This window comes from Parabacteroides sp. AD58, assembly GCF_023744375.2.
Taxonomy (GTDB): domain Bacteria; phylum Bacteroidota; class Bacteroidia; order Bacteroidales; family Tannerellaceae; genus Parabacteroides; species Parabacteroides absconsus.
Genome location: NZ_CP146284.1, coordinates 3,128,686 through 3,154,421 on the forward strand (window position 1 = coordinate 3,128,686; position 25,736 = coordinate 3,154,421).

18 protein-coding genes are annotated in these 25,736 nt (G+C 44.7%); 8 read left to right on the forward strand and 10 right to left on the reverse strand.

From position 1 onward, the window contains the following. The first annotated feature begins 198 nt into the window (after window positions 1–198). Genes NEE14_RS13240 through NEE14_RS13250 form a run of 3 tightly spaced genes read left to right on the forward strand, consistent with a single transcriptional unit; the run spans window position 199 to window position 4,106 of the window. Window positions 199–2,271: an RNA degradosome polyphosphate kinase gene (locus NEE14_RS13240; RefSeq protein ID WP_251966958.1), complete on the forward strand. Its 2,073-nt coding sequence runs from the start codon at window positions 199–201 to the stop codon at window positions 2,269–2,271. A 1-nt stretch (window position 2,272) separates the two neighbouring features. Further along, window positions 2,273–3,193, forward strand: a complete 921-nt coding sequence (locus tag NEE14_RS13245) for a Ppx/GppA family phosphatase (protein WP_251966957.1) — start codon at window positions 2,273–2,275, stop codon at window positions 3,191–3,193. Between the two features lie 28 nt (window positions 3,194–3,221). Further along, window positions 3,222–4,106, forward strand: a complete 885-nt coding sequence (locus tag NEE14_RS13250; protein WP_251966956.1) for a hydroxypyruvate isomerase family protein — start codon at window positions 3,222–3,224, stop codon at window positions 4,104–4,106. Between the two features lie 100 nt (window positions 4,107–4,206). Here NEE14_RS13250 and NEE14_RS13255 read toward each other — a convergent pair whose 3' ends face one another. Both NEE14_RS13255 and NEE14_RS13260 read right to left on the reverse strand, forming a co-directional pair. Next, window positions 4,207–4,701 (reverse strand): C40 family peptidase, encoded by a 495-nt coding sequence (locus tag NEE14_RS13255; RefSeq protein WP_251966955.1) that lies wholly within the window; start codon window positions 4,699–4,701, stop codon window positions 4,207–4,209. A gap of 284 nt (window positions 4,702–4,985) precedes the next feature. Continuing rightward, the gene (locus NEE14_RS13260) at window positions 4,986–6,797 is read right to left on the reverse strand and encodes an AMP-dependent synthetase/ligase (protein ID WP_251966954.1); all 1,812 of its coding nucleotides are present in this window, start codon (window positions 6,795–6,797) and stop codon (window positions 4,986–4,988) included. A gap of 464 nt (window positions 6,798–7,261) precedes the next feature. Here NEE14_RS13260 and NEE14_RS13265 point away from each other — a divergent pair, with 464 nt between their 5' ends. From NEE14_RS13265 to NEE14_RS13275, 3 genes are read left to right on the forward strand one after another with little or no spacing between them, the layout of a single operon-like run. Further along, complete coding sequence (locus NEE14_RS13265; RefSeq protein WP_022456547.1) at window positions 7,262–7,588, forward strand: PadR family transcriptional regulator; 327 nt, start codon at window positions 7,262–7,264, stop codon at window positions 7,586–7,588. 6 nt (window positions 7,589–7,594) lie between these two features. After that, window positions 7,595–8,677: a PspC domain-containing protein gene (locus NEE14_RS13270; protein WP_251966953.1), complete on the forward strand. Its 1,083-nt coding sequence runs from the start codon at window positions 7,595–7,597 to the stop codon at window positions 8,675–8,677. A gap of 20 nt (window positions 8,678–8,697) precedes the next feature. After that, window positions 8,698–9,432 (forward strand): GIN domain-containing protein, encoded by a 735-nt coding sequence (locus tag NEE14_RS13275; RefSeq protein ID WP_251966952.1) that lies wholly within the window; start codon window positions 8,698–8,700, stop codon window positions 9,430–9,432. 136 nt (window positions 9,433–9,568) lie between these two features. On the opposite strand, the gene NEE14_RS13280 is transcribed toward NEE14_RS13275, so the two are convergent. The 3 genes from NEE14_RS13280 to NEE14_RS13290 form a co-directional block, all read right to left on the reverse strand. Continuing rightward, window positions 9,569–9,964 (reverse strand): HIT family protein, encoded by a 396-nt coding sequence (locus NEE14_RS13280; RefSeq protein WP_251966951.1) that lies wholly within the window; start codon window positions 9,962–9,964, stop codon window positions 9,569–9,571. 11 nt (window positions 9,965–9,975) lie between these two features. Further along, window positions 9,976–10,446: a transcription elongation factor GreA gene (gene greA / locus NEE14_RS13285; RefSeq protein WP_251966950.1), complete on the reverse strand. Its 471-nt coding sequence runs from the start codon at window positions 10,444–10,446 to the stop codon at window positions 9,976–9,978. 221 nt (window positions 10,447–10,667) lie between these two features. Beyond that, window positions 10,668–11,819, reverse strand: a complete 1,152-nt coding sequence (locus NEE14_RS13290) for a redoxin domain-containing protein (protein WP_251966949.1) — start codon at window positions 11,817–11,819, stop codon at window positions 10,668–10,670. 199 nt (window positions 11,820–12,018) lie between these two features. Between NEE14_RS13290 and pnp the strand changes: the two genes are divergently transcribed. Together pnp and NEE14_RS13300 are read left to right on the forward strand one after the other, a co-directional pair. Beyond that, window positions 12,019–14,244, forward strand: coding sequence for a polyribonucleotide nucleotidyltransferase (pnp, locus tag NEE14_RS13295; RefSeq protein WP_251966948.1), 2,226 nt, complete (start codon window positions 12,019–12,021; stop codon window positions 14,242–14,244). Between the two features lie 181 nt (window positions 14,245–14,425). Continuing rightward, window positions 14,426–16,639, forward strand: a complete 2,214-nt coding sequence (locus NEE14_RS13300) for a trypsin-like peptidase domain-containing protein (RefSeq protein WP_251966947.1) — start codon at window positions 14,426–14,428, stop codon at window positions 16,637–16,639. A 17-nt stretch (window positions 16,640–16,656) separates the two neighbouring features. Here the strand turns inward: NEE14_RS13300 and NEE14_RS13305 are convergent, their stop codons facing one another. The 5 genes from NEE14_RS13305 to NEE14_RS13325 form a co-directional block, all read right to left on the reverse strand. Further along, complete coding sequence (locus tag NEE14_RS13305) at window positions 16,657–17,601, reverse strand: DMT family transporter (RefSeq protein ID WP_251966946.1); 945 nt, start codon at window positions 17,599–17,601, stop codon at window positions 16,657–16,659. A gap of 62 nt (window positions 17,602–17,663) precedes the next feature. Further along, window positions 17,664–19,355 (reverse strand): hypothetical protein, encoded by a 1,692-nt coding sequence (locus tag NEE14_RS13310; RefSeq protein ID WP_251966945.1) that lies wholly within the window; start codon window positions 19,353–19,355, stop codon window positions 17,664–17,666. A gap of 743 nt (window positions 19,356–20,098) precedes the next feature. Further along, complete coding sequence (locus NEE14_RS13315; RefSeq protein WP_251966944.1) at window positions 20,099–21,385, reverse strand: TolC family protein; 1,287 nt, start codon at window positions 21,383–21,385, stop codon at window positions 20,099–20,101. A gap of 7 nt (window positions 21,386–21,392) precedes the next feature. After that, window positions 21,393–24,545: an efflux RND transporter permease subunit gene (locus tag NEE14_RS13320; protein ID WP_251966943.1), complete on the reverse strand. Its 3,153-nt coding sequence runs from the start codon at window positions 24,543–24,545 to the stop codon at window positions 21,393–21,395. A gap of 16 nt (window positions 24,546–24,561) precedes the next feature. Then, on the reverse strand, window positions 24,562–25,629 hold the full coding sequence (locus NEE14_RS13325; RefSeq protein ID WP_251966942.1) for an efflux RND transporter periplasmic adaptor subunit: 1,068 nt from the start codon (window positions 25,627–25,629) through the stop codon (window positions 24,562–24,564). Between the last annotated feature and the right edge of the window lie 107 nt (window positions 25,630–25,736).

A 25,736-nucleotide genomic window follows, 5' to 3' on the forward strand; every position in this document is an offset into this window, starting at 1 on the left:
AAAAAGTAAGTATAAAAACAGCGATTTATCAATTTAATTCATAACTTTAGCAAGTTTTCAGAATCTATTTGTTTTGGATTTTTACTGTTTCGTAAATTAAAATCAAAGATAAAAAGATTGTAGTCCCGCTTTGTCAGAGGTATTCTGTAGAGCGAGACTAAACTTGTTTCTTTATTTATTATCAAAATGAATGCGCTAATGAAAATAAAGGAAAACAAAAACTATTTGCCAAGAGATATCAGTTGGATGTATTTCAACCGGCGAATTTTGCAGGAAGCATGTAAAGACAATGTTCCCTTGTTGGAGCGTTTGTCGTTTTTGGGTATCTATTCGAACAACTTGGATGAATTCTTCCGGGTTCGCGTAGCTTCCCAGAGTCGGATTGCTGAATGTGAGGATAAAGCTGCCCAGAAGAATAAACGGGAAGCCTTGGCAATCTTGAAAGAAATCAACAAGCTGAATGCCGAATATTCCAAAGAATACGAGCAGGCGATCCGGGAAGTCACCCAGCGACTGAGAGATGAGAATATTTATCTCTTGCGTGACGATGAGGTAGATGATGAACAACGTGCTTTCATCAAGAACTTTTATATGCAGCATCTGAACGGAGCCGTCATTCCGGTCTGGTTTTCTGCCATCAAGCAACTGGATGTTGAGAACGATGAGAATATTTATCTGGCCGTCAGAATGTTCAAGAAGAACACCAAGAAACGGAATCAGGAGTATGCGTTTCTGTCTTTGCCCGTGAATACTTGCGGGCGTTTCCTCCGCTTGCCGGATAAAGGAGAGAAGCGTTATCTGATGTATCTGGATGATGTGATCCGCTGCTGTCTGCCGATGATCTTCTGCGGACAGGACTTTACGGATTATGAGGCTTATTCCTTTAAGTTTACACGCGATGCCGAAATGGAAATCGACAATGACTTACGGAACGGTATGCTGCAAAAGATATCCAAAGGCGTGAAAAGCCGTAAACGGGGCGAACCGCTTCGCGTGGTGTACGATTCAACTATGCCGAAAGGCTTGTTGAAGCAGGTACTTTCTACCTTATGCCTGGATAAACTGGATACCGTCCTGGCCGGTGGCCGCTATCACAACCATAAAGATTTGATGAAGTTCCCGGACTGCGGGCGGAAGGATCTGAAATATCCGACATGGACGCCGATTCTGAAAGACGAACTGTCGGGAACGGAAAGTATTCTAAAGCTGATCCGCGAGAAAGACCGCTTCATCCATGTGCCTTATCATAGCTTCGATTCCTATGTACGTGTATTGCAGGAAGCTGCCGTGAGCAAGGAAGTAAAGAGCATCAAAACGACGCTTTACCGCTTGGCTAAAGATTCGAAAGTCGTGAAAGCCCTGATCGGTGCTGCACGGAATGGCAAGAAAGTGACGGTAGTTATTGAACTATTGGCCCGCTTTGATGAGGCTTCCAATATTGACTGGTCGAAGAAGATGCAGGATGCCGGCATTCATGTGATCTTCGGTGTGGAAGGACTGAAGGTACATTCCAAGATAACTCATATATCCATGCGTTCAGGTACAGATATCGTTTGTATCAGTACAGGTAACTTCCATGAAGGAAATGCCCGGACTTATACGGATTATATGTTGATGACGGCTTCAAAACCGATCGTGAAGGATGTCAATGCCGTATTTGACTTCATCGAACGTCCTTATTCTCCGATTCGTTTCAAGGAACTGCTGGTTTCACCGAATGAGATGAGGCAGAAGTTTATCCGGCTGATCAATGAGGAAATCCGCAATAAGGAGGCCGGAAAACCGGCTTATATCAAAATAAAGATCAACCACATCACGGATGTATTCATGGTACGTAAGCTGTATGAAGCTGCCGAACGAGGTGTGCCCGTTGATCTGCTGGTTCGTGGAAACTGCTCTTTATTTACAGAATTGCCTGAACTGAATGGCAACTTACGTATCCGGGGCATTATTGACCGTTATCTGGAGCATTCCCGTATCTTTATCTTTGCTGCCGGCGGAATTGATAAGACTTTCATCGGTTCGGCTGACTGGATGCCGAGAAACCTGGATAACCGGATTGAAGTGATTACGCCTGTATACGATCCGGAGATAAAGGCTGATCTGCGACAGGTTGTGGAATATGGATTGAATGATACGCTGCAAGGGCGGATTGTAGACGGAACAGGAGAAAACAGAATGCCTGATCAGACTGAAGAAGGTGTTTTCCGTTCGCAGGAAGCTCTCTATAACTATTATCTGTCGAAAGAAGAAGAAAATACACACAAATAATATGAAGACGAAAAGCTATGGTGCAATCGATATCGGTTCCAACGCCGTCCGATTGTTAATTAAGAAGGTTTCCCGAAAGGAAAGTACCGGAGAAGACAAGTTCTCCAAGATTTTATTGTTGCGTGTCCCTTTGCGCCTGGGGTTTGATGTGTTTGAGAAAGGAGAAATCAGTCCGGTGAAAGAAGAACGTATGCGCCGGCTGATGAAAGCCTATCGCCATTTGATGAAGATCTATGAGGTAGAATCGTTCCGGGCCTGTGCGACATCGGCCATGCGTGATGCCAAGAACGGAAAGGCGATCATTAAGAAAATCCGGAAAACTACGGGCATCAATATCGAGATCATTGACGGGCAGGAAGAAGCTCAGATGATTTATAACAATCATGTAGAGTGCCGGGAAGATCAGAACGGTAATTATATGTATGTTGACGTGGGCGGTGGTAGTACGGAAGTCAATTTGCTGATCGATGGACAGCTGGTGTATTCCAAGTCATTTAATATCGGAACCGTACGTATTCTGACGGGTGGCGTGACGGAAGCTGCCTGGCAGCAGATGCGGGATGAAATCGGTCGGGTAACAAAAGGCCAGAATGAAATCAATATCATTGGTTCGGGTGGTAATATCAACAAGTTATACCGGCTGATTGAAAAGAAAGACAAGAAACGGAAACGCATTCCGATTACTTCTTTGCAGAATATCTATGATAAGCTGAAGGTCCTGACTCCGGAAGCCCGTATGGAAGCTTTTAACCTGAAGCCCGACCGTGCTGATGTGATTGTTCCGGCTTCCGAAATATTCTTGTGTATTGCTGAAGTCATTCATGCCAGTTACATTTATGTTCCGGAAATCGGACTTTCGGATGGTATTATCGATAATCTGTATGCCGCCGATAAGGCAAAGGAGCTGGCAGAAAGCAAATAATCATTGTTTCATCTATAAATCAAGTAACATGAAAAACATTTCAAGAAGAGATGCGATCAAATCAATCTTGGCCGGAAGTGCTTTAGCATCGGCAGCACCGCTGGCCGCAGCCGGAAATCTGCTGGGAAGTCCTTCCGTTGCGGAAGAACCGCTGAAAGGAAATATTCATCATTCAGTCAGCAAGTGGTGCTTCGGAGATATTCCATTGGATGAGTTCTGCGAGATCTGTAAACGGATTGGCATTGAATCGGTGGAATTATTGGATCCAGCTGACTGGCCGACGGTAAAGAAACACGGACTGACGGTTGCCATGGCGCAGGGTGCCGGTTTAGGTATTGACCGTGGCTTCAATGATCCGCAACTGCATGATGAACTGGTGGCCAGCTACGAGAAAGTGATCCCGATGGTTGCCGAGGCCGGACTGACCAATCTGATCTGTTTTGCCGGACGTAGAAATGGAGTGACCGATCTGCAAGGCTGGGAGAACTGCGAGAAAGGATTGAAACGGTTGATTCCCGTAGCAGAAAAATATCATGTGGTGCTGACGATGGAGTTATTGAACAGCGTAGGCCATAAGGATTACTTATGTGATCATACGGTCTGGGGCGTTGAATTATGCCGCCGGTTAGGTTCACCCAACTTCAAGTTGCTGTATGATATTTATCACATGCAGATCATGGAAGGAAATATCATTGAGAATATCCGTAAGTATCATACGTATTTTTCTCATATCCATACCGGTGGCTGTCCGGGGCGGGCAGAGATCGACGAAACCCAGGAATTGTATTATCCGGCTATTATGAAAGCTTTGGTAGAAATGGGTTATAAGGGCTTTGTCGGTCAGGAATTCGTACCTAAACAGAAAGACAAGATTGCATCACTGGAAAAATGTATTCGCATTTGTGATGTATAAGACTATAAGAAAACGGGCAATCAGCTAAAAAGTCGATTGCCCGTTTCTTGATATAAAGATGAACCAACGTGTTAACTTGTGAAACTGATGTTGCCACCACTTAAACAGCCAGTACGCGGCATGCTCCTACATAGCGCTTCTGATAATAGGCTTCGGTTGATGAGGATACACATACACCTGTACGGCTGGCGTGAATAAAAGAAAATGACCCCGTTTGATGATTGACTTCCGTAACGATTCCCACATGTCCGATCCGGCTGCTGTTGCGTGAACCGCTGAAAAATACCAGATCTCCTTTGTGCAATTCCTTGCAGTCATTGATTTGTATGCCTTGTGTAAACTGCGAACGGGAAGAATGGGTGAGTAAGATATTTTCTTTCTTGAAGACATAAGATGTAAATCCGGAACAGTCAAAACCCACCTTCGGATTCATTCGTCCGCTCCGATACGGAACGCCGATGTATTTCATCGCTCGCTGCACGATATCATTGCCTGTTACTTTGGTAGAATCAGCGGGTGTGCTGGCATAGACTGAAAGGACTGCCGGAAATGACAGTAAAAACGAAATCAATAACGTATAGAGTCTTCTCTTCATCTTCTCAGGAATTGATAGTTATACATCTTCTTCAAAACGGTACCCAAAGCTACAGAAATGAATGGTTGATAGCAAATATCTTCATCTCTTTTGGGAAAGTCTAAAGTTTCTTTACGTTCTGATATGTAAATGAGGCTTTTGCCAAACATTTCTTCTTATTTCTGAAAAGAAGTGATAAGAAACGCTAATTAAGAGGCTTGGAAAGAAAAATAGAGGCGCAGCTTGCTGCGCCTCATAGATGGTTTGTTAGTTCGATTAGATTGCAGTATCACATGGATACTCATTTACTCTGCATACATCGCTTCGATTTGTTTCGCATAATGTTCTGCAACCACACGGCGACGTAATTTCAGCGTATCAGTCAGTTCCCCGCTTTCAATGGTAAAAGGTTCGGGCAGCAAGGTGAAACGCTTGATCTTCTCGAAGGCGGCCAGTTCTCCCTGATGCTCTTCGATATGGGCTTCTATCAATTTATAGATGAATTTGTTCTGCAACAGTTCGGCACGTGTCGTATAAGCGATGTGCTGTTCTTTGGCATATTCTTCGAGCAGGGCATAATTCGGTACGATCAGTGCGCTGACAAATTTACGCTGATCACCGATTACGGCTACCTGATCAATATACGGGTCACTCGAAACGCTCAACTCGATGGCCTGTGGAGCAATATATTTACCGTTGGACGTCTTGTACAGGTCTTTGATGCGTTCCAAAAAGTATAAGGTATTTCCTTCCAACCGGCCGGCATCGCCCGTGCGGAAATAACCGTCTTCTGTAAAGGCAGCCGCATTTTCTTCCGGACGGTTGTAGTAACCAGACATCACCGTCTTACCTTTTACCAGGATTTCATTGTTGGAAGGATCGATACGAACCTGCAGATCCGGCTGTAGAATGCCTAACGAACCAATTTCATAATGCTCTTCAGGGAAGAAACTAACGGTAGCAGTCGTTTCACTCAGGCCATATCCGTAGCGGATAGGAATATTGACTGACAGTAAAAATTCCAGCACTTTGTCTGACAGCGGAGCTCCGGCAACCGGGAAGAAACGTCCGTTCTGAATGCCGATTACCCGTTTCAATAAAGTAAAGACCGTCCGGTTATAAAACTCAAACTTGGCTTTTAAGGCCAATGGCGGTGTGATACCTTTCCGCCGGTATTCCAGATTGTATTTACGGCCTGTTTCGATGGCGTCTTTGAAGACTTTCTGCATTGTCGGTGAGGCGTTATGGATTTTCTCCTGTACCCCAATGTAAACCTTTTCCCACAGGCGCGGAACACTCGACATCGTGGTGGGCGCAATTTCCGGCAATGCTTTCTGAATTAATTTCGGGTCGTGGTTAATAGCCACTTTCATGCCTTTAACCAGACAAACAAAGGTCCATCCTTTTTCAAAGATATGTGTTAAGGGCAAGAAACACATCGACGTATCTTTATCCGTAATATGCGGAAGGCGCAGGTCGTGAGCCCGCATGGCTTCCAGGTAATTGGTATGTGTTAACACGACTCCCTTTGAGTTGCCTGTCGTTCCTGATGTATATATAATGGTAGCTACATCTTCCGGCCGGGCTTGCGAAGTACGGATCTTTACCTGCGATTCGGCGTGCGCATTATTTCCCAGGCGAATGAAATCGTCAAAATAGACAGATGTCTTGTCTTCCGGATTCAAACGGACTGACGAATCGTAAACGACAAGCTTTCGCAAGATGTTCGGCAACTGTTTCTGTACAATCCAGGCATTGTTATACTGCAATTGCTCGCCGACAAACAAGGTATGTATATTCGCGTCTTTTACAATATAGGCAATCTGAGTAGGAGAACTTGTCGCATACATCGGAATATCGACAATCCGGTTGGCATATGCTCCGAAGCTTGTGTACAGGCACTGGGGCATGTTCTGTGAATACATGCCTATATTCTCTTGTACACCAATTCCACTATCCGCCATTGCTTCTGCAGTCAGGCGTACATTTTCGGCAAACTGAATCCATGAAATCTTAGACCATTTACCCGTAGCATCATCCCGATACTTTAAAGCTGTACGGTTTCCGTATTTTTCAGCCTGCCGCTGTATCAGCTCGGCAAAGTGATAATAAGTCATATCTTATTGTTTAAATTTCTATTGCAAATGTAGTTTTTTCTTTATACACTAACTAATATTTCCTAAATAATTACACACTATTATTTAAAATGTGCAATACTGACGAACCCAATATTCTATTTTGACGAATAAACTTGCTATATTGTCCTCTTTGTCTGCCAATAACATCTCTTTTTCTGGTTTACTTTTTACCATTTCACCCTTGTGGTACGATCGTTTCACCTATGTGGAACGATCTCTTCACCCAGGTGGAACGATCATTCCACCCAGGTGAAACGGTATCTTTCCTATTACATGAGCGCTTGTTTCTTGCCGGAATTTATTCAGTATCTGTTCAGGAAGATAAATAGTCTTCCTATAAATTAAGTTAAATAATAGTAGTATGTATTGCATAGTACATTATAAATTGATACATTCGCAGTACAAAATAAAAATAAGGTGTAAATCAACATAAACGAAAGGCAATGAATGCAGAGAACGTAAAATCGCAGATGAGAAAAGGAACACTCGAGTATTGTATCCTTCTCTTGCTGAAGAAAGAGCCGGCTTATACCTCAGATATTATTCAGAAACTGCAGGAAGCTCGCCTGATTGTTGTGGAAGGGACTTTATATCCATTGCTGACCCGCTTGAAAAACAGTGGTCTGCTCAGCTATCAATGGATAGAATCTACGCAGGGGCCACCTCGCAAATACTACCAGCTGACGGAATCGGGCGAAGAATTCCTTCAGGAACTGGAAGCATCGTGGCAACAGCTTAATGATACCATCAATCACATAAAAAACAATTAAAAGAATATGAAAAAGACACTTACGATCAACCTCGGAGGTTCGGTATTTCACATAGATGAAGATGCCTATCAGCTTCTCGACAAATATTTGAGCAATCTGCGTATCCACTTCAAGAAAGAAGAAGGATCCGACGAAATCATGAACGACTTCGAGCTGCGTATCTCGGAACTTTTCTCGGAAAGAATCCGTTTGGGATATCAGGTAATCAGTATCGATCTGGTAGAAGAGGTTATCAAACGGATGGGAAAACCGGAAGAAATATTCGACGAAGAGATTCATGAAGAGCAGGAACATGTTACTAACGAAAGCAATACCCAGCATACAACCCGCAAACGCCTGATGCGTGATCCGGATAATAAGGTATTAGGCGGTGTTGCTGGTGGTATCGCTGCTTATACAGGCTGGGATGCAACGGCTATACGAATCATTCTTTTCCTGCTGATGTTTTATTACGGAATTACCATTCCTATTTATCTGGTCCTTTGGCTGATCATTCCACAGGCACGGACAGCTACGGAAAAACTGGAAATGCGTGGTGAAAGCGTTACGATAGAAAACATCGGAAAGACGGTTACCGACGGTTTCGAGAAGGTAAGTCACAATGTGAATAACTATGTCAATTCTGAAAAACCCCGTAACTTCCTTCAGAAACTGGGTGATATCTTTGTTCAGGTAATTGGCTTTATCTTGAAGTTCGTTGTTATTTTGGCCGGAATTATTCTGCTGCCGGGACTGTTGCTGGCTGTATTGGTCATGCTTGTTGCCATCTTTGCCCTGCTGGTCGGCGGTTCGAGCGTCTTGTATCATTTGTCGCCTTTTGGCATGGACTGGTATTTAGGTGCTCCCAGTTCGTTAGTTATTATGGGCTGTATCGGCTGCGTGCTGTTGTTTGGTGTTCCATTATTCTATATTGGAAGCGCTATTGCCACTTCTTTATTCCACACCAAACCGCTGCCGGCTACCGGTAAATGGACCTTGATTATTCTGTGGGTTATCTCGTTCATCCTGTTGGGAATTTATTTCTATCAGACCGGTATCAATGGATGGAACTCACTGGACTGGTCGAATGCCAACTATTATATTCTATAACCGGATAAAACCTTGTGCGTATGAAAGCAATTGTACATATTATAGGCTGCGGGCTTTTGGCCGCCCTGAGTCTTTCGTCGTGTTCGGTCAATGCGACGAAAGGCAATGGTAAGATTGTCGAGAAAGAGATCGCCATCCATGACTATTCAATCCTGAATCTGGGTGGTTGGAAAGCCCAGGTTGTGTATCAGCAATCCGATGAAGCTCCTTATCTGAAGATTGAATGTGATGAAAATATCCTGCCGTTGCTGGAAATCCGTTCGGCCAACGACAGCCTGACTATCCAACCGCCCAAAGAAGATTTAGGTCGGTTTATAACGACTCAATTCAGAATTCAGACGAATTCTCGATCGATTAAGGTAATTAATCTGGCGGGAAAGATACAGTTCGAAGTAGCCGACTCGCTGATTGCCCCTGACCTTGAAATAGCTTTGGCCGGAGCCAGCAGGCTGCATGCGCCTAAAATGCGTGTAGATGATCTGCGGCTGAATATCGCGGGTAAATGTGATGCAGACCTGAGTGGAAGTGCAGAACAGGTAGAATTAAATCTGGCCGGTCAGTGTTCGTATCGTGCCATGGAGCTGAAAACGTCCGAATTGAATACGAATATTGCAGGCAGTTGTTCCATGGAAGTGTACGTGACCGATAAAATCAAACTCTCAGAAATGGGAAAATGCGATATAACGTATAAAGGAAATCCGAGTATCGAACACGAAGGTGTAACTTTAGGGAATATTAAACAGATAGGAGAATAAAAAAAGAGGCCGATCTTCTCAGAGAGGCCTCTTCCCTTTTTAAGGTCAACAAATTTTTATGAGTAAAAACCACTAATGAATTTTAATTTGTAGTGCAAATATACACTATATTTTTGTATTTACCTAATAAAATCGATCATTTATACACAAAACGTACTTTTTCTGCCACGGCAGCCAGTTCTTCTTGTGTCATTTCTTTTTTCTTACCGAAGAAGTTCATATCAGACTCTTTGGTAATTGGGATTAAATGAATATGTGCATGAGGAACTTCAAGTCCCATGACAGCCAGACCGACACGTTTACACTCGATAGCTGTTTCCAAAGCTCGGGCGACACGTTTGGCAAAAGCCATCATCCGTCCTAACATCGGGTCATCAATATCGAAGATATAATCAATTTCTTTCTTGGGAATAACCAATGTATGTCCCACTGCGACCGGATTAATATCCAGAAAGGCGAAGAATTCATCGTCTTCCGCAATCTTATGGCAGGGAATTTCACCTGCCACAATTCTACTGAATATTGTTGCCATACTATAAATGATTAAATAGAAATATCCATAATTTCAAACTTCATCAAACCAGAAGGTACTTTGATTTCAACAATGTCGCCTACTTTCTTGCCTAACAGACCTTGTGCAATCGGTGTGCTGATGGCAATCTTACCTTCCTTCAGGTTGGCTTCCGAGTCAGAAACCAGCATATACGTCATAACGGCGTTGTTCTTTGTATTCTTGATCTTAACCTTATTCAAGATTTGTACTTCGTTTGTCTGTACACGCGATTCATCAATCAGACGAGCATTTGCAATCAGAGCTTTCAACTGGGCCAATTTAGCCTCCATAATGCCTTGTGCTTCCTTAGCTGCATCGTATTCAGCGTTTTCAGACAAGTCGCCTTTGTCGCGGGCTTCAGCAATCTGAGCCGAAATTTCCGGACGTTTCACAGTCTCCAAATAATTAATTTCAGCTAAAATCTTGTTGTAGCCATCTTCTGTCATATAACTAACAGCCATAATAATTCCTCCTAAATTGTTTATTTATTTTGTTTATATTCTAGTTACTAATCGTACAATAAAAAAAGAATCCCGGCCAATCAGTTTTGACCGGAACTCTTATTTTATAATGTAAAGACTTCGCAAATGTAAGCGAAGTTTTTGAATTGCCCCAATTAAACGCTCTGCTTTATAACATATAGTCAATTCTCCTAATTGGCACGTTTTCTGTGTGTATCAGTTCACAAAGCCGCTTCAATATCTTTTTCAAGTTGCTTGATATTGTCGGCGCGCTTGATGATATTGCCTTTCTTATCGAGGATGAAGATTGCCGGCAACTGCTTCACATTATATAAAGAAGCTACCTGCGAGTAAACCGTTTGCGGATCACGCACACATGTCCATGGCAGGTTTGATGCTGCATTCATCCAGAAATGCTTGTCGGCATCCAGCGAAATCTGATAGATCAGCAGGCCTTTGTCCTTATATTTGGTATATAATCGGTTCAGTTCCATATTCAAAGCAGGCGACCAATCTGCCTGATAGGCGGTAAAATTCACAATCACTGCACGGCCTTTTGCGATATCCGACAATTTGATAGGAGTGCTGTACAAGTCTGGCAACTCAATGTCCAGGAATGAAATCTCCTTTGTCTTTACGTTCGACAGATCGAGCTTCCGTTGTGAACGGATAAACTTAATGGACTGAAGAGCCAGATTATGTAATTGCTTTGACCGCGGATTTTCCGGATAAAAATGATCATAGCTGGTTGCCACAGCTCCATATGCCTGTGAATCTTTCTTATCATACAAATCGAAGAACAACAGTCCGTCGACCTGCTGGAAGAGGGCATAATAGGCTACCGTCGACATCGGCGCACCGAAAATATATTTCAGGGCCACCGTTTTATAAGCAGATGAGGCTTCCAATACTTTGCGGCGGTAAACCGAGTCTTCCATGTGTTTGTGTTCATATTCCTTGCGTAACTTCTGGATGGCCTGGTTGGCATCCAGCTGTGCTAATGTAATCGTTTTGATGGCCTTGCAGTTTTCAGAACCTTCTACTTTATAGGAAGTGGCAAAAGTTCCGGCATCAGCCAAAATCTTGATGGTTTCGGTAGAGTCAACTGCAAAGTTGATTAGCTGATTCTTCAAACGTAACCGGTAAAAATCGGGATATTCCGGACGAGGTTGCGTAAATTCGAAAGTTCCGGCCGCACTCAACTTCACAGAATCCAGCATACTTACCGACGAAATGCCGACATTTTCTAAATACATAATTTGTCCTTCTGCTCCGGATACCACACCTTCCACTGTAAAATCATTATTTTTCTTACAAGAAGTGACAGCCAGAAGAGCCAGAAACAGATAAATATAACCGGGTATTGCTTTCATATTCACTAATTATTAATCCTTTTTCCGCTGCAAATATACATTAATTTACATTTTTACGCTATGAATCGGGAAATTATCCTTCAATTTTATAGGAAAAGTTCTATTGGGGCAATTATTTAATAGCTTTTTCATTCGCTTAGAGTCAAACTTTCATTAACTTTGCGACAATTTTATAGATGAGAAAAAATAAAACAAGATTATGCTTAATCCAATTAACAAGACAATCGAGTTGAGTGATGGAAGAACCATCACCATCGAGACGGGAAAATTGGCAAAACAAGCCGACGGCGCTGTAACCGTCCGGATGGGCAATACCGTATTGCTGGCTACTGTTTGTGCCGCTAAAGATGCAAATCCCGGGGTTGATTTTATGCCACTGCAAGTAGAATATAAAGAGAAATTCTCCGCTTTTGGACGTTTCCCTGGCGGCTTTACCAAACGTGAAGGGAAAGCTTCTGATTACGAAATTTTGACAGCACGCTTGGTTGACCGTGCCTTGCGTCCTTTGTTCCCCGACAATTACCACGCAGAAGTTTATGTAAATATCATTTTATTCTCTGCTGATGGAGAAGATATGCCGGATGCGCTGGCTGGTTTGGCAGCATCAGCTGCTTTGGCAGTTTCAGATATTCCGTTTAACGGACCGATTTCTGAAGTACGTGTTGCACGTATTGATGGTCAGTTCGTCATCAACCCGACGTTCTCGCAGTTGGAAAAAGCAGATATCGATATTATGGTAGGTGCTACGCTTGATAACATCATGATGGTGGAAGGCGAAATGAACGAAGTTCAGGAGTCGGAAATGCTGGATGCGATCAAGGCTGCACACGAAGCAATCAAAGTACAGTGTCAGGCGCAGATGGAATTAATGGAAGCCTGCGGCAAAACAGTAAAACGTGAATACTGCCATGAAGTAAATGATGACGACTTGCGCAAGGATGTTCACGATAAATGTTATGCGAAAGCTTATGCTGTTGCTACTTCGGGTACCGACAAACACGAACGTGCTGATGCATTCGATGCGATCGTTGAAGAATATAAATCTCAGTTTACGGAAGAAGAACTGACTGAAGAGAAAGTCGGTATGATCGACCGTTACTATCATGATGTAGAAAAAGAAGCAATGCGCCGTGCTATCCTTGATGAAGGAAAGCGTTTGGATGGCCGTAAGACGACAGAGATCCGTCCGATCTGGATTGAAACCGACTGTCTGCCTGGTCCTCATGGTTCAGCTATCTTTACACGTGGTGAGACTCAGTCTTTGTCTACAGTTACATTAGGAACCAAAGATGACGAGAAGATTATCGACGATGTATTGGTTCATGATAAGGAACGTTTCTTGTTACATTATAACTTCCCTCCATTCTCAACCGGTGAAGCAAAGGCACAGCGAGGTGTTGGTCGTCGTGAAATAGGTCACGGTCACTTGGCTTGGCGTGCTTTGAAGCGGATGATTCCGGAAAACTATCCGTATGTTGTTCGTGTTATGTCAGATATTCTGGAATCAAATGGTTCGTCTTCTATGGCAACTGTCTGCGCTGGAACATTGGCTTTGCGTGACGCAGGTGTTCCGATGAAGAAGCCGGTTTCAGGTATTGCCATGGGATTGATCTCTGAAAATCACGGAACCAATTACGCGATCCTGTCAGATATTCTGGGTGATGAAGACCACTTGGGTGATATGGACTTCAAGGTAACTGGAACAAAAGATGGTATTACTGCTACGCAGATGGATATCAAAGTAGATGGTCTGTCATACGAAATTCTGGAGAAGGCTTTGGCTCAGGCTCGTGAAGGCCGTATGTATATTCTGGATAAGATACTGGAAGCACAGCCGGAAGCTCGTCCAGACTTGAAGCCTCATGCTCCGCGTATCGAAACATTGACGGTAGCTAAAGAATTTATCGGTGCTATCATTGGCCCGGGCGGTAAGATTATTCAGGGTATTCAGGAAAAGACCGGCGCAACCATCTCTATTGAAGAAGTTGACGGTGTAGGTAAAGTGGAAATCTCTGCCAGCAACAAAGAAGTGATCGACGCGGCTATGCGTGCTATCAAGTCGATTGTGGCTGTACCGGAAATCGGCGAAGTTTACGAAGGTAAGATTTCTTCTATCATGCCTTACGGTGCATTCGTTGAATTCATGCCGGGCAAAGACGGTTTGCTGCACATCTCTGAAATCGACTGGAAGCGTTTGGATACAGTTGAGCAAGCCGGTTTGAAGGAAGGCGACACGATTACGGTTAAACTGCTTGATATTGATCCGAAAACAGGTAAGTTCAAGTTGTCTCATAAAGCTCTTCTGCCAAAACCGGAAGGATATGAAGAAAGAGCTCCGAGAAGTGAACGCGCGCCTCGTTCGGAAAAAGGACCGCGTAATAACAATCATGGTCCGCGTCCTGATCGTCAGCACAACCAAGGTTAATCTGCTTCCATACGAGGAAGCCTATGCATACGAAGAAGTTGACGGATGATTCATTCCATCCTTCTTTCCTGAAAAGTACGCCATTCACTTGTTGAAAGGCGTACTTTTTATTTTATACAGTAATGATGCTAATATCTGTTCCGGTATTATGCTCTAAATTCCCCTCATATATTGATTTCTCATGAAGACAACGATTATTCTTTTGTGTATCCTGTCATGTTTTACGTTCGTTAGCGGATTCAGTCAAATCAGTCATGGCGGAAAACCTCTTCCTTACCTGTCGACTAAGTCTGCACCGGCAGCATTCTTCGAATCCATGCCAGCTTTCGATTTGCAGGAACAACTTCGCCTGGATTCTATGGAGTACAACGGATTGAGAAACTCGAATCGCTTCGCCTATAAATTCATGACTGATTTCACACCTGATAATGCCGGAATGACTTATACGCTGGCTGATGGAACTCGAGTATGGCGATTAGGCATCCGGTCTGAAGGCGCTGTTTCCATTAATCTTCTGTTTACAGAATATGAACTTCCTGAAGGCGCCAGTCTGTTTGTCTATGATCCGGAGCAAAAGCAAATAAAAGGCAGCTTTACCAGCCAAAATAATTCCGAGCGTCATATACTGCCTGTCTCTCCAGTCTACGGTGATGAAATCATTGTTGAATACCAGGAACCGGCTCATAGTCCATTTCATGGAAGATTGAGAATAGGAGAAGTCAATCATGCTTACCGCTCGTTAGCAAGAGCTACTGAACCAGCCGGTGAACCTAGCAGCTACAGTTGTATTCTTCCTCTTTCCTGTTCGCTGCCTGACGGTGATCCTTATCAGAAAGTAGGGCGAAGTGTGGTAGAACTTATTGTTGATGGAACCTATTATTGTACCGGTTCGCTGATCAATAATCTCCAACACGACGGAAAACCTTATTTGCTGACGGCCTCACATTGCCTGAATGAGGATTTTACTATAAAGAATCCGGATTACGAAGAGATAGCCGGGAAAATCATTGCCTTCTTCAACTACAACAGTCCGACCTGCGAATCACCCATGCGCGGAACGGAAGAAATGTCGATGGCATCTGCCTATTACCGGGCTGTTAATGAAAATACAGACATGGCTTTATTGGAACTGACAGAAATACCGCCGGTTTATTATCGCCCGTATTATGCCGGCTGGAATGCTTCTGAAAGCCCTTCCGCTCCTTTTGTCTGTATCCAGCATCCGGGCGGAGCAACGAAGCGTTTCAGTCTGGCCGATCAGATTGCATTAGACAATTTCAGTGACAGCAGTCTGAAGCTTGCCTCGATGAGTTTCTGGCATGTTGCTGAATGGACACAGGGTTGTACAGCCGGCGGCTCGTCTGGCTCGCCGTTGTTCGACAGCAATTATCAGGTGATTGGTGCCCTGACTGGCGGAAATTCGTATTGCTATTCCCCGTACAATGATTATTTCTATTCGCTTTATTATTCCTGGGAAAATGTGGCAGAAAAGGAACAACAGCTGAAATACTGGTTGGCTCCGAATCAAACGGACCGGCTTTGTGACGGATTGGATCCGTATGCCAGTGCGCCTGCCTTGCGTTTGAGTCATGTATTCGAGATTGGAAAGTATGATCAGATTGAGACCCGCCAGACATCCGATTCGAAATATGTATTCGGTCTGCACGATGATGCGTGTGAATATGCCGAGAAATATACGAATCCGGGCAGAGTTGTCGTGTATGGCTGTTATCTGGTCACTCCCGCTTTGTCGGGAAGAACGGGGCTTGATGTCGATATCTGCCTGTATGCCGGTAAGGAAAAGCCGGAAACATTACTGGCTTCACAGAAATTCAATCCGGTTTATCCTTATATGGAGAATGGAAATAGGGGAGAAGCCGGTAAATCGTTGGCTCGTTCCCAGGAGAACTTCGTTGTCTGGGATACGCCCGTTGAGGTAGAAGGAAACTTCTTTATCGGGTATCGTATCAACAACACGGTAGATTTCTGTACTTATGCCGTTAAGGAAGGAGAAATAACCCAAAATACAGCGTGGGTCAAGCAAGGAGAGAATTGGAAAGAAGTATCTGCCGTTTCGGATATCGGTTTCAGTACGGCCTTGTTTCTTGATCCGGTCGTTAGCTATCAGTCGGATGAAACAGCCAACGAGCCGCTTGCTGTACAGAAAAACATATTGGTCAGTTGTGTGCGTAGCGAGAAGAGTATTCATTTGATTCTTCCGCAGAATCAACCGGAGGCTACGTATGTGCTGGTTGATTCGAGCGGTAGAATAATAGACCGGCAGATTATTCGTGACTCACAAACCACCTGGCGTTATCCGAATCTGCCGGTGGGCATGTATATTCTTTCTATCCAGCAGGGACGTCAGAAATATACCCGTAAAATTGTTTTCTAAAGGGTACAGCAGAAAGATTATCCTTTCTGTGCTGTTCCCTTTTGCTTTTCGTATGCTTCCAGATCAGCACGGCTGCGACTTTGTGTAACCAAAAAGACACCCGAGAAGACAAGGATGACAGCTACAATCTTCAGCAGGTTAAACTGATCCATGCCCCAAATGACGGCTACTACACAGGCTACGATTGGCTGTACATAATTGTACATACTGGTAACCGTCGGGCGCAGCGTGCGCTGTCCGATAGGAACTAACAGATAACTGATGAAAGTCGCGCAAAAGACGACCATCAACAAGCCTAATCCCAGTTTATAATCTATTTCAGCCCAATTGGTATGAAGCAGATCATTGTATGAGAACGGAATCATACAAATAGAAGAATAGGTAAACATCCACTTCATCAGTGTAATCGGAGAGTAACGGGATATCAGTCCTTTATAGAATACCAAATAACAGGCAAAGCTCAGCTGGGCCAGCAGGCAAAGTAAATCACCCCAGATATTTCCGCCCTGACCGGAAGCCTGTCCCTGATGTCCGCTGAAGATAAGCATTAAAGCTCCGGTTGCTCCCATAAATACACCGATCAGTTTCTTGCCTGTTACCGGCTCATGCAAGTACAGAGCAGCGATAATCATGGTTAAAATAGGCGTACTGGTCGTTACAATTGAAGCATTGATCGGTGAAGTCAGGCTCAATCCGAAAATATATGAGCCCTGATTGAACACGATGCCCAGCATGGAAGCAAAAAACAATGTCAGCAGATCTTTATGGTTGACATGCTCAGGCTTGGTAAAGAACGAAACGAGCCAGAATAGCAGGGCAGCTCCGAACATACGGCAATCGGTAACTACCAGGGGGGTAAATATCGCGCTGGCCATAACAAATTTGCCGATAGGTGCCATCAAACCCCACATAAACTCGGCACCAAACATGGCCGCATGGCCTTTTATCTCATTTGTTGTCATAATATACAAGAAAAGGCCCTTCCGGAGAAGAGCCTTTCACTATTTTGATCGTAAAACTTCAATTATTTTACCAATGCTGCAAAATCTGAATTAGTTGCATATTTAGCAAATTCCAGATCGATAGCAGCTTCTTTCTTCAAAGAACCATCTTTAGCGATAGCGTCTTTCAAGTTGCTTACTACACCGTTAGCATCGTTTGTACGAGCAGCAACGATAGCTTTCAGATAAGAAGTAGTAGCATCAGCATTCGGAACAGCGTTCAAAGTCTGAGAAGCCTTGTTGTAATCCTTAGTCAGGATCTGAGCCAAAGCAGCGTTGTTTGACTTAACTGAACCAAATGAATTAGCAGCCTTAGCCCATTCGCCCTGTTCCAAGTACAGAACACCCAGAGCTTCGCTTAATTCAGCAACACCAGAAGCGCTACCGAACAACTGCTGAGCCTTAGCCTGGTCACCCTTAGTCAAAGCGATCAAACCTAAGTTCATGTTAGATTCCGGATTGTTCTTAACTGAATTAGCTTTGTTGAACATCTGTTCAGCCTTAGCCAAATCACCAGCGCGGAATGCCATCATACCAACATTGTTCCAAGTACGATAGTCGTTAGGATACAATTCAGAAGCTTTGTTATAGATAGCTGTCTTTTCAGCATCGTTGTTAGTCAAAGTTGCAGCGTACAGAATTTCTTCTACGTTCAGTGCTTTCGGATCGTTCTTTGCCAAAGCAGAGATTTCGTCATCAGATTTACCGATGATTTCGATGTTGGCAACCAAACGAGAACGACGCAACTGCGGCAAGATTTCTTCAGCCAGTGTGCTGAATACTGAAGAGATATTCTTGATTTCTTTTTCACGCTGTTCAGGATCGCTGTACATTGACAATACACGCAATACCAAATCCTTATCCTGGATGTTTGACTTAGAAACCAATTCCTGGAAGCCTTCCCAGTCCTGAGCTGTGTATTTAGCATCAACCGGAGCGTCAACTTTCATCTTCTTCAATTCCTTAGCCAGGTATTTGTCTGTATTCTTTTCACGTCTTTCAGCCAAGCCAGTGTTCAGTTCAACACCACCATCAGGAGATGCATAAGCCTGGATTTCAATAGCTACATTCTGGTTAGGAGCTTCGTCAGCGTTCTTTACCAAGTCTTTCCAGTCAGAGATTTCATCTTTCTTCAATTCCTTAGAACGAAGTTCAGCCTGCTGGATCAAGAACATGATGCTTGCATCGTGAGCTTCTTTGATGATACGCTGGAATTTGTCGGCTGCGATAGCTGCGTTAGCAGTAGCTGCATCAGCCAATTCTGAAGTAGCCAATACGCCTTCACCGATCTTTACATCCGGCAATTTAACTGTCTTGTTTTTGATTTTTGCATCGAAAGTCAGGTACAGTTCTGATTTCTTCATTTCAGGTTTGTAAGTGAAAGAAGATTTCATCGTTACATTAGCACCTTCTTTGTAAGGGATAACCTGATTGTTACCTTTTACCTTTTCGCCTTGGTAAGTGTAAGCAGTTCCCCAGGCTTCACCACCCTGATAACGCAATACCGGAGTGATTGTTACAACAGCTTTCTTGTTGAACCATTTTGCCGGGATTGTGGCATTGATAGTTACAGGAACTTTACCACCGATAGCTTCCAGAGGTTGAGGCTCTGCCTTAATGTACTCTTCTGCCAGCGGTTTCAACTTGTTAGAACAAGAAGAAAAAGCTAAAATTGCTGCCAATAAGAAAAATGGCAATAAAAACTTTTTGTTCATAATTACTGTAAGTTTAAAATGTTATAATGATCTCATTTATATTTTTAGTCTAATAAACCTTTCATTATTAAGCTGCAAAACTAAAGTATTTTTTCTTACATTGTAACATGTCTGCGATAAAATCACGCGGATTAAGACTTATTAATACATAAACGCTAACATATTGTCTTTCTTTGTCATTTTCTTCACTCGACTATCTTACAATGAATGAGCTCACAAAATTACCCTAATTTTTTTTAATATAGCGATTTATTCGCCAAAAAAATGTTCTTTAGCAATAAAATTCTTGTTTTTTGGTATGATTTCTCCTTGAATCCCCTTCATTTCCCATACAGATTGATTCTTTTTTCTGCCAGCTTTTGTCCTTTTTCCCCTGGCTTCAAATCTGATTCCTATGGGTTTCTAATTTGATTCTCGTTACTTTTTATATTTTTGACAGATGTGATAAAGCTTTTTCATATATATCGAAAAGCTTTTTGACAAATATCGAAAAGCTTTTTGATAACTGTGATAAAGCTTTTTGACAATTGTCAAACAATTACTTTCTAACGGGTTTTATACGCAGAAGTCGTATGTTTCAAATCTGTAGCTCCCTATATCCAGAAAAAAGCTCCGGAGATTCATCACTCGAAATCTCCGGAGCCTGAAATAAGCTTCGTGCACGCTATTCTCATGGGATGCACGAATGGATAAAAGAGGTATTATACAGGCGCGTCTTTTTCAACACGCAATACCCATCCACTTCACGATAAACGTCCCAACGACTTGAGATAAGCCGTCTCCTGTATCTTGTAATTAGTTTGAGCTTCAATGAGATGACTGTAGGCTTCCTGCCAGCGAGTTTGGGCATCCAGCAGATCAACCAAAGTCTTCATCTGCTCCTGGTAATTCAAACGGGTAATCCGCAGGGCTTCTTCCGCTTGGGCAAAAGCCTTTTCGGCCGTTTCAATCAGCTGGTAAGCATCCAGCAGGCTGCGTTTCTGCTGCTCCACTTCGATTGCCATCAGTTCCTTGTTGTGTTCGAACAGCAGGCGGCTGTTGGTAGCTTCCACTTTGGCTTTCTTCACTTTCTTATAATTCTCGCCAAAATGATAGATCGGAATGCTGGCCGAAAGCATCAGGGTTCCGATCCCGTCTGAATTGCCGACACCGCCCATTTTAAAGCCTCCATAATAGGTATAGCCGGCACTGAAGCCAATCGACGGTAAGTAATCGGCCCGGGAGAGCTTAATATGCTGTTCTTTCAGCTGGATATCTTTTTCCAAGAGTTTCAATTCCGGACGGGAAGAGAAGTCGGTATCCAGCACAGCGGGGCAAAGCTGTTCTACCACAATAGCCGTATCTGTCGGGACAACCTCTGTATCAAACGGAACACCTATTTTCTGGCACAAGGCCAGGCGTGCCAGCTCTTTCCCGGTCTGTGCCCGTTTCAGCTGGTATTCGATCTGGCTTTTTTCACTCTCGATGGTCAGCAAATCGTTCCGGGTCGCCATTTCCACATCCACGCCGACTTGTGTCTGCTGTAACAGTTCGTCCATTTGCCGTTGATAGTCTTCGAGCAGCTTTACCTTCTGACAGACGGAGACGTACAGCCAGTAGGCTTCGTCGGCATCGGCTACAACGTCGGCTGTTTCTTTCTGCTGGTTCAGCTGACTCATTTCTGCCCCAATCCGCGCCGACTGATAACCGGCCCGGATCTTTCCGCCGGTATAGATGGGTTGCGTAACGGATATGCCTGCCAGATAAACGCCTTTCATGCTCAGGTTCACGCCTTCCTGGATGGTATATTCCTTCGGTGTGTAAAAAGCTCCTGCCATACCGCTTACATTCGGCAGGAAATTGGATTTAGCCAATTGTTTCTCGATCGCTGCATTCAGGCGGTTATTGTCTGCAACCTGCAATGACTTGTTTGACTCACGGGCCATCTGGCGGCATGTTTCGTTGGATATTTCCAAGCGCTCTTGTCCCAGCATGCGGAACGGCAACAGGAAACAGCCTATACCTATTATATATATCAAAAACTTTTTCATGTTTGTATTACTCCTCTGTTTGAGGTTTTGTGACTTTAAAGAATAATGCGTAAAAAACGGGCAGCAACATCAGGGTGATAATCGTACCCATCGTCAGACCTGCCATGATAGATACGGCCATCGAACCGTACATCGGATCGGTAACCAGAGGCAACATACCGACAATCGTCGTTGCCGAAGCCATGATGACCGGATTGGCACGGGCAACCGTTGCCTGAATGATGGCGTGATACGGATGCATGCCTTCTTCTTTCATCAGCCGGTTGATTTCATCGACCAGCACAATCGAGTTCTTGATCATCATACCCATCAGGCCGGCCATGCCGACGGTCGCCATAAACGTAAACGGCAAACCGGTAGCGATCAGGGCAGGAGCTACACCCACAATCACGAAAGGCAGGCAAATCAGAATCAGGATCACCTTGCGCCAGTCGTTGAAAAGCAGCAGTAAGACGGTCAGAACGATGATCATCGTCAACGGATAATAATCAGCCAGCGCCTCGGTCGATTCATTCTGCAGCTTGATTTCTCCCATCCAGCGCATCGAATAACCCGGCGGTAATGGAATTGACTCGATCTTCTTCTGGATTTCCTTCTGTACTTTCATCGGTGATGAGCCGTTGTCGTAATCCGGATCGCACTCAGCTTCTATGGCCCGCATACAGTCATAGCGGTAAACGGTTCCTTCTTCCCAGTCGAGATCCAGGTCTTTCGTCACATTACTCAGCGGTGAACTTTTGAAGATCTCGTTTTCCACATCCGAAGCCTGCATGGCACCGCTCATCAACGCCTTCATGTCGTTGTCTGATAGATTGACGTTCGGCATCATGGTCCAGACTGGCACATCATTTAGGTCCTGAATCTTGCTGCCGTCGGCATTCCGGATTTGCAGATTAACCCGTACAATCTTGTCCTTGTCGTGCAGGGCTCCGACCGTCAGCCCATCGGTTGCGGCCATCAGCGCATTCCCGACATCACTCCGGTTAATGCCGGTCCGCCGTCCGTCCATCTGCTGATAATGAGCCACCAGACTCTTGTTCCGTTCTTTCCAGTTGTTCTGCACCGAATACGGATCTACCGATTTGGCTTCGCGCATGATCTGCTCTGCTTCGGCACTCAGGCGGCGCAAAACTGCTGGATCCGGACCTTTAAACTGGACTTCAACCGTATGTGACGTACTGATGGAGAAGTTATAACGGCGGGTACGGATATAAGCCTCCGGATATTCTGCCCGAAGGAAAGCCTTCAGATTGGGAATGATCTCACTACAAGCCTTGAAATCTTCGCAATCAACCAGCAGTTCTCCGTAACAATCTCCTCCATTCGTCATCGGGCGAACCAGGCAATAACGGGCCGGAGCGCTACCCTGACTGGCAGTAATCCGCTGTATCTGCGGATATTTCTCCTTCAGTTTATCCGTAATCTCCAATAAATCATGGCGAACCTTCTCCGGGTTTGTCTGCGATGGCATCCAGTATTCCACGACAAACTGGTTGTAATCAAAGTCGGGGAAGTATAAGTTCTTCACGTAACGGAACGACCAGCCGGCCAAAACCAACAGCGAAACCGATACGGCCAGCGTCACTTTCTTATGATCTACCAGGAAGGAAGTCATTTTCCGGACAAAACGATGGATCGGTTTGTTCAGCACTTCGTCCTGTCCTTGTGGATGTTCCTTGATACGCGGCGGTAAGAAAGTCTTGGCAAACATGGGCACTTGCGTCATGGCCAATAACCAGCTGATGAGCAGACTGACGCATAAGACGAGGAACAGGTCGTGGGCATATTCGCTGGCAGAACCTTTCGCTAAGAAGACACATAAGAAGGTAGAAGAAGCAATCAGCGTAGCTCCCAATAAAGGCCAGGCCGTTTTCCGGCAGATATTGAAGAGATACTGCTTCGGAGCCAGTCCGCGACGCTTATCCACCAGAATACCATCCAGGATGACAATGGCGTTATCCACCAGCATACCCATGGCAATGATAAAAGCTCCTAATGAAATACGTTGCAAGGTCGTTCCTAACATCAGAAGAACCGGGAAGGAAGCGGCAATCGTCAGTACCAGGCCGGAACCGATAATCAGTCCGCTTCTGAAACCCATGGTGAAGATCAAGGCAAAGACAACAATCAGGACTGATTCGATCAGGTTGATCAAAAAGGAGTTGATTGCCTGATTCACCTTGTCGGGCTGGAAGAAGATCTTTTCCACTTCGAAGCCGGCTGGAAGCGTCGTCATCAGCTCAGCCATGCGGGTTTCTACCCTTTCACCGACTTCCGTTACGTTCACATCCGGTTCGGTCGACAGCATAATGGCGATTGCCGGCTTGCCGTCTACCCAGAAACCATTATTCTGCGGTTCCAGATAACCACGTTCTACCTGCGCGATGTCGCCCAGTCGGATCTGTTTTCCCGTCATGGTCTTGATCAGCAGGTTTTCAATATCCTTTTCATCCTTCAGCTGATCGCTCACCCGAAGTTGTATCCGGTTGTTTCCGGCCTCATACTTTCCGGCTTCAACCGTTTTATTGGCTGCATTGATACCGCTCATGATTTGAGTTGCCGTCATGCCGTTGCGGGCCAGGTTTTCTTTGGGCAGCGTAATCGTAATACATTCATCCCGGCTGCCAAATAAAGTCACCCGCTTGACACCGCTCACACCCAACAAGTTCCGGCGCAGGTATTCGGCATACGTAGTCATTTCCCGATTATCATAGCCGTCGGCTTTCAAGGCATAGAACATTCCGTAGACGTCGGACACATCATCAATCACCATCGGCGTGCTGCAACCGGCAGGAAGCATGGCGGACGCGTCATTGACTTTCCGGCGCAGTAAATCCCAGTATTGCTGCACCTGACTTTCGGGAACCGTCATTTTCATCTCGACCGTTACTAAACCCATGCCGTTCGACGATTCGCTTGAGATATAATTCACTTCCGGCATCGACCGTAAAGCTTCTTCCAGAATGGAAACCGCCTCCAGTTCCACCTGATGTGCCGAAGCACCCGGATACAGCACCACGACATTTGCCTGCTTGATGCTGATTTCCGGATCTTCCAGCTTCGGCATCTTGCTGTAAGAATAAATACCTCCGAGGATAATAGCTACCATCAACGACCAGAACAACGTAGGCCGTTTGATAAAATAAGTACTTAATTTCATGATTCGCTTCTCCCGATTAAATGAGTCCTCCTACATTCGTAGCAGCAGGTGCTTCTACGACGCCTACTTTCTCCTGTTCAACCAGCGCCTTTACTCCGGCTTTGACGATGCGTTCTTTTCCATTCAGTCCCTGACTGATCTGTAATGCTCCGCCCGGAAGCATCCGGTCGACAACTACTTTCTGGCGACTGACGGTGGAATCGGCATTGAACAGCCAGACATAGCAAGTACCGTCTTCCGACTGAAAGACAGAACTCTCCGGAACGGTGCAAGTATTCTTGGCCGACTCGTTATTCCGGATATGGATATTTACTTCTACATTCATCCCGGCCGTCAGCACCGACTGTGCTTCGTGTGGCAAAGCAAATTTAACCTTGTACAGCTGGTTGCCGTCGGCTTTCTGGTTGATGCTGATCCACTTCAGATCAAAGCGTTTGTCCGGATACTGTGCAGACACACAGTCGAAACCGGAAAAGTCTGTTTGCCGGATATACAAAGAAGCCGGGATATCAGCTTCCACCTCAAAGTGATTTACATCCAACAAGGAAACAACTGCTGTTCCGGCTCCGATCATTTCGCCTGCCCGGAAATTCACTTGCTGGATATAACCGCTCACCGGTGCTTTTAATACCGTATATTCACGGCTCAACTGGCATTGTTCCAGCTGGATGCGCAATTGCTCCAGTCCGGCCAAAGCCTTTTCATAATCGTTTCCGCTCATACCATTTTGCTGATACATGCGTTGCATGCGGCCAACTTCTTTCTTCATCTGTTCGTATTGGATGCGGGCAGCGTCCAGATTCAGCTGGTAGTCTTTGCTGTCTAAACAAGCGATAGTCTGGCCCTGGCGGACAAAATCACCTTCTTTTACGGCCATCTTTTCAATAACTCCGCCAACACGGAATCCGACACTGATTTCTTCCGATTCTTTGACGATACCCGAAAAATGTTTCGTCGAAGTCTCTCCGTTGATCGAAGGAGTCGTTAATACGACGTGGTGCAGGATTGGATCTTTTTTCTCCTCGTGATGGCATGACATCAGGCATAAGCCGATGAATACAAAAATTCCTAATTCTTTCTTCATAAATAATACCTCTTTTAGTTTGTTGCAAATGTACCGTAAGCCCGAGATATGAGAGGAAGAAAATATGAACAATGATTGTGCATATTTTCCGATACAATTTGCATTTC

Coding starts and splice junctions, on each gene's coding strand:
- NEE14_RS13255 (WP_251966955.1), bottom strand. CDS start 4,701: ATGAAGAGAAGACTCTATACGTTATTGATTTCGTTTTTACTGTCATTT.
- NEE14_RS13245 (WP_251966957.1), top strand. CDS start 2,273: ATGAAGACGAAAAGCTATGGTGCAATCGATATCGGTTCCAACGCCGTC.
- NEE14_RS13250 (WP_251966956.1), top strand. CDS start 3,222: ATGAAAAACATTTCAAGAAGAGATGCGATCAAATCAATCTTGGCCGGA.
- NEE14_RS13310 (WP_251966945.1), bottom strand. CDS start 19,355: ATGAACAAAAAGTTTTTATTGCCATTTTTCTTATTGGCAGCAATTTTA.
- greA (WP_251966950.1), bottom strand. CDS start 10,446: ATGGCTGTTAGTTATATGACAGAAGATGGCTACAACAAGATTTTAGCT.
- NEE14_RS13305 (WP_251966946.1), bottom strand. CDS start 17,601: ATGACAACAAATGAGATAAAAGGCCATGCGGCCATGTTTGGTGCCGAG.
- NEE14_RS13300 (WP_251966947.1), top strand. CDS start 14,426: ATGAAGACAACGATTATTCTTTTGTGTATCCTGTCATGTTTTACGTTC.
- NEE14_RS13270 (WP_251966953.1), top strand. CDS start 7,595: ATGAAAAAGACACTTACGATCAACCTCGGAGGTTCGGTATTTCACATA.
- NEE14_RS13260 (WP_251966954.1), bottom strand. CDS start 6,797: ATGACTTATTATCACTTTGCCGAGCTGATACAGCGGCAGGCTGAAAAA.
- NEE14_RS13315 (WP_251966944.1), bottom strand. CDS start 21,385: ATGAAAAAGTTTTTGATATATATAATAGGTATAGGCTGTTTCCTGTTG.
- pnp (WP_251966948.1), top strand. CDS start 12,019: ATGCTTAATCCAATTAACAAGACAATCGAGTTGAGTGATGGAAGAACC.
- NEE14_RS13240 (WP_251966958.1), top strand. CDS start 199: ATGAAAATAAAGGAAAACAAAAACTATTTGCCAAGAGATATCAGTTGG.
- NEE14_RS13290 (WP_251966949.1), bottom strand. CDS start 11,819: ATGAAAGCAATACCCGGTTATATTTATCTGTTTCTGGCTCTTCTGGCT.
- NEE14_RS13320 (WP_251966943.1), bottom strand. CDS start 24,545: ATGAAATTAAGTACTTATTTTATCAAACGGCCTACGTTGTTCTGGTCG.
- NEE14_RS13325 (WP_251966942.1), bottom strand. CDS start 25,629: ATGAAGAAAGAATTAGGAATTTTTGTATTCATCGGCTTATGCCTGATG.
- NEE14_RS13280 (WP_251966951.1), bottom strand. CDS start 9,964: ATGGCAACAATATTCAGTAGAATTGTGGCAGGTGAAATTCCCTGCCAT.
- NEE14_RS13265 (WP_022456547.1), top strand. CDS start 7,262: ATGAATGCAGAGAACGTAAAATCGCAGATGAGAAAAGGAACACTCGAG.
- NEE14_RS13275 (WP_251966952.1), top strand. CDS start 8,698: ATGAAAGCAATTGTACATATTATAGGCTGCGGGCTTTTGGCCGCCCTG.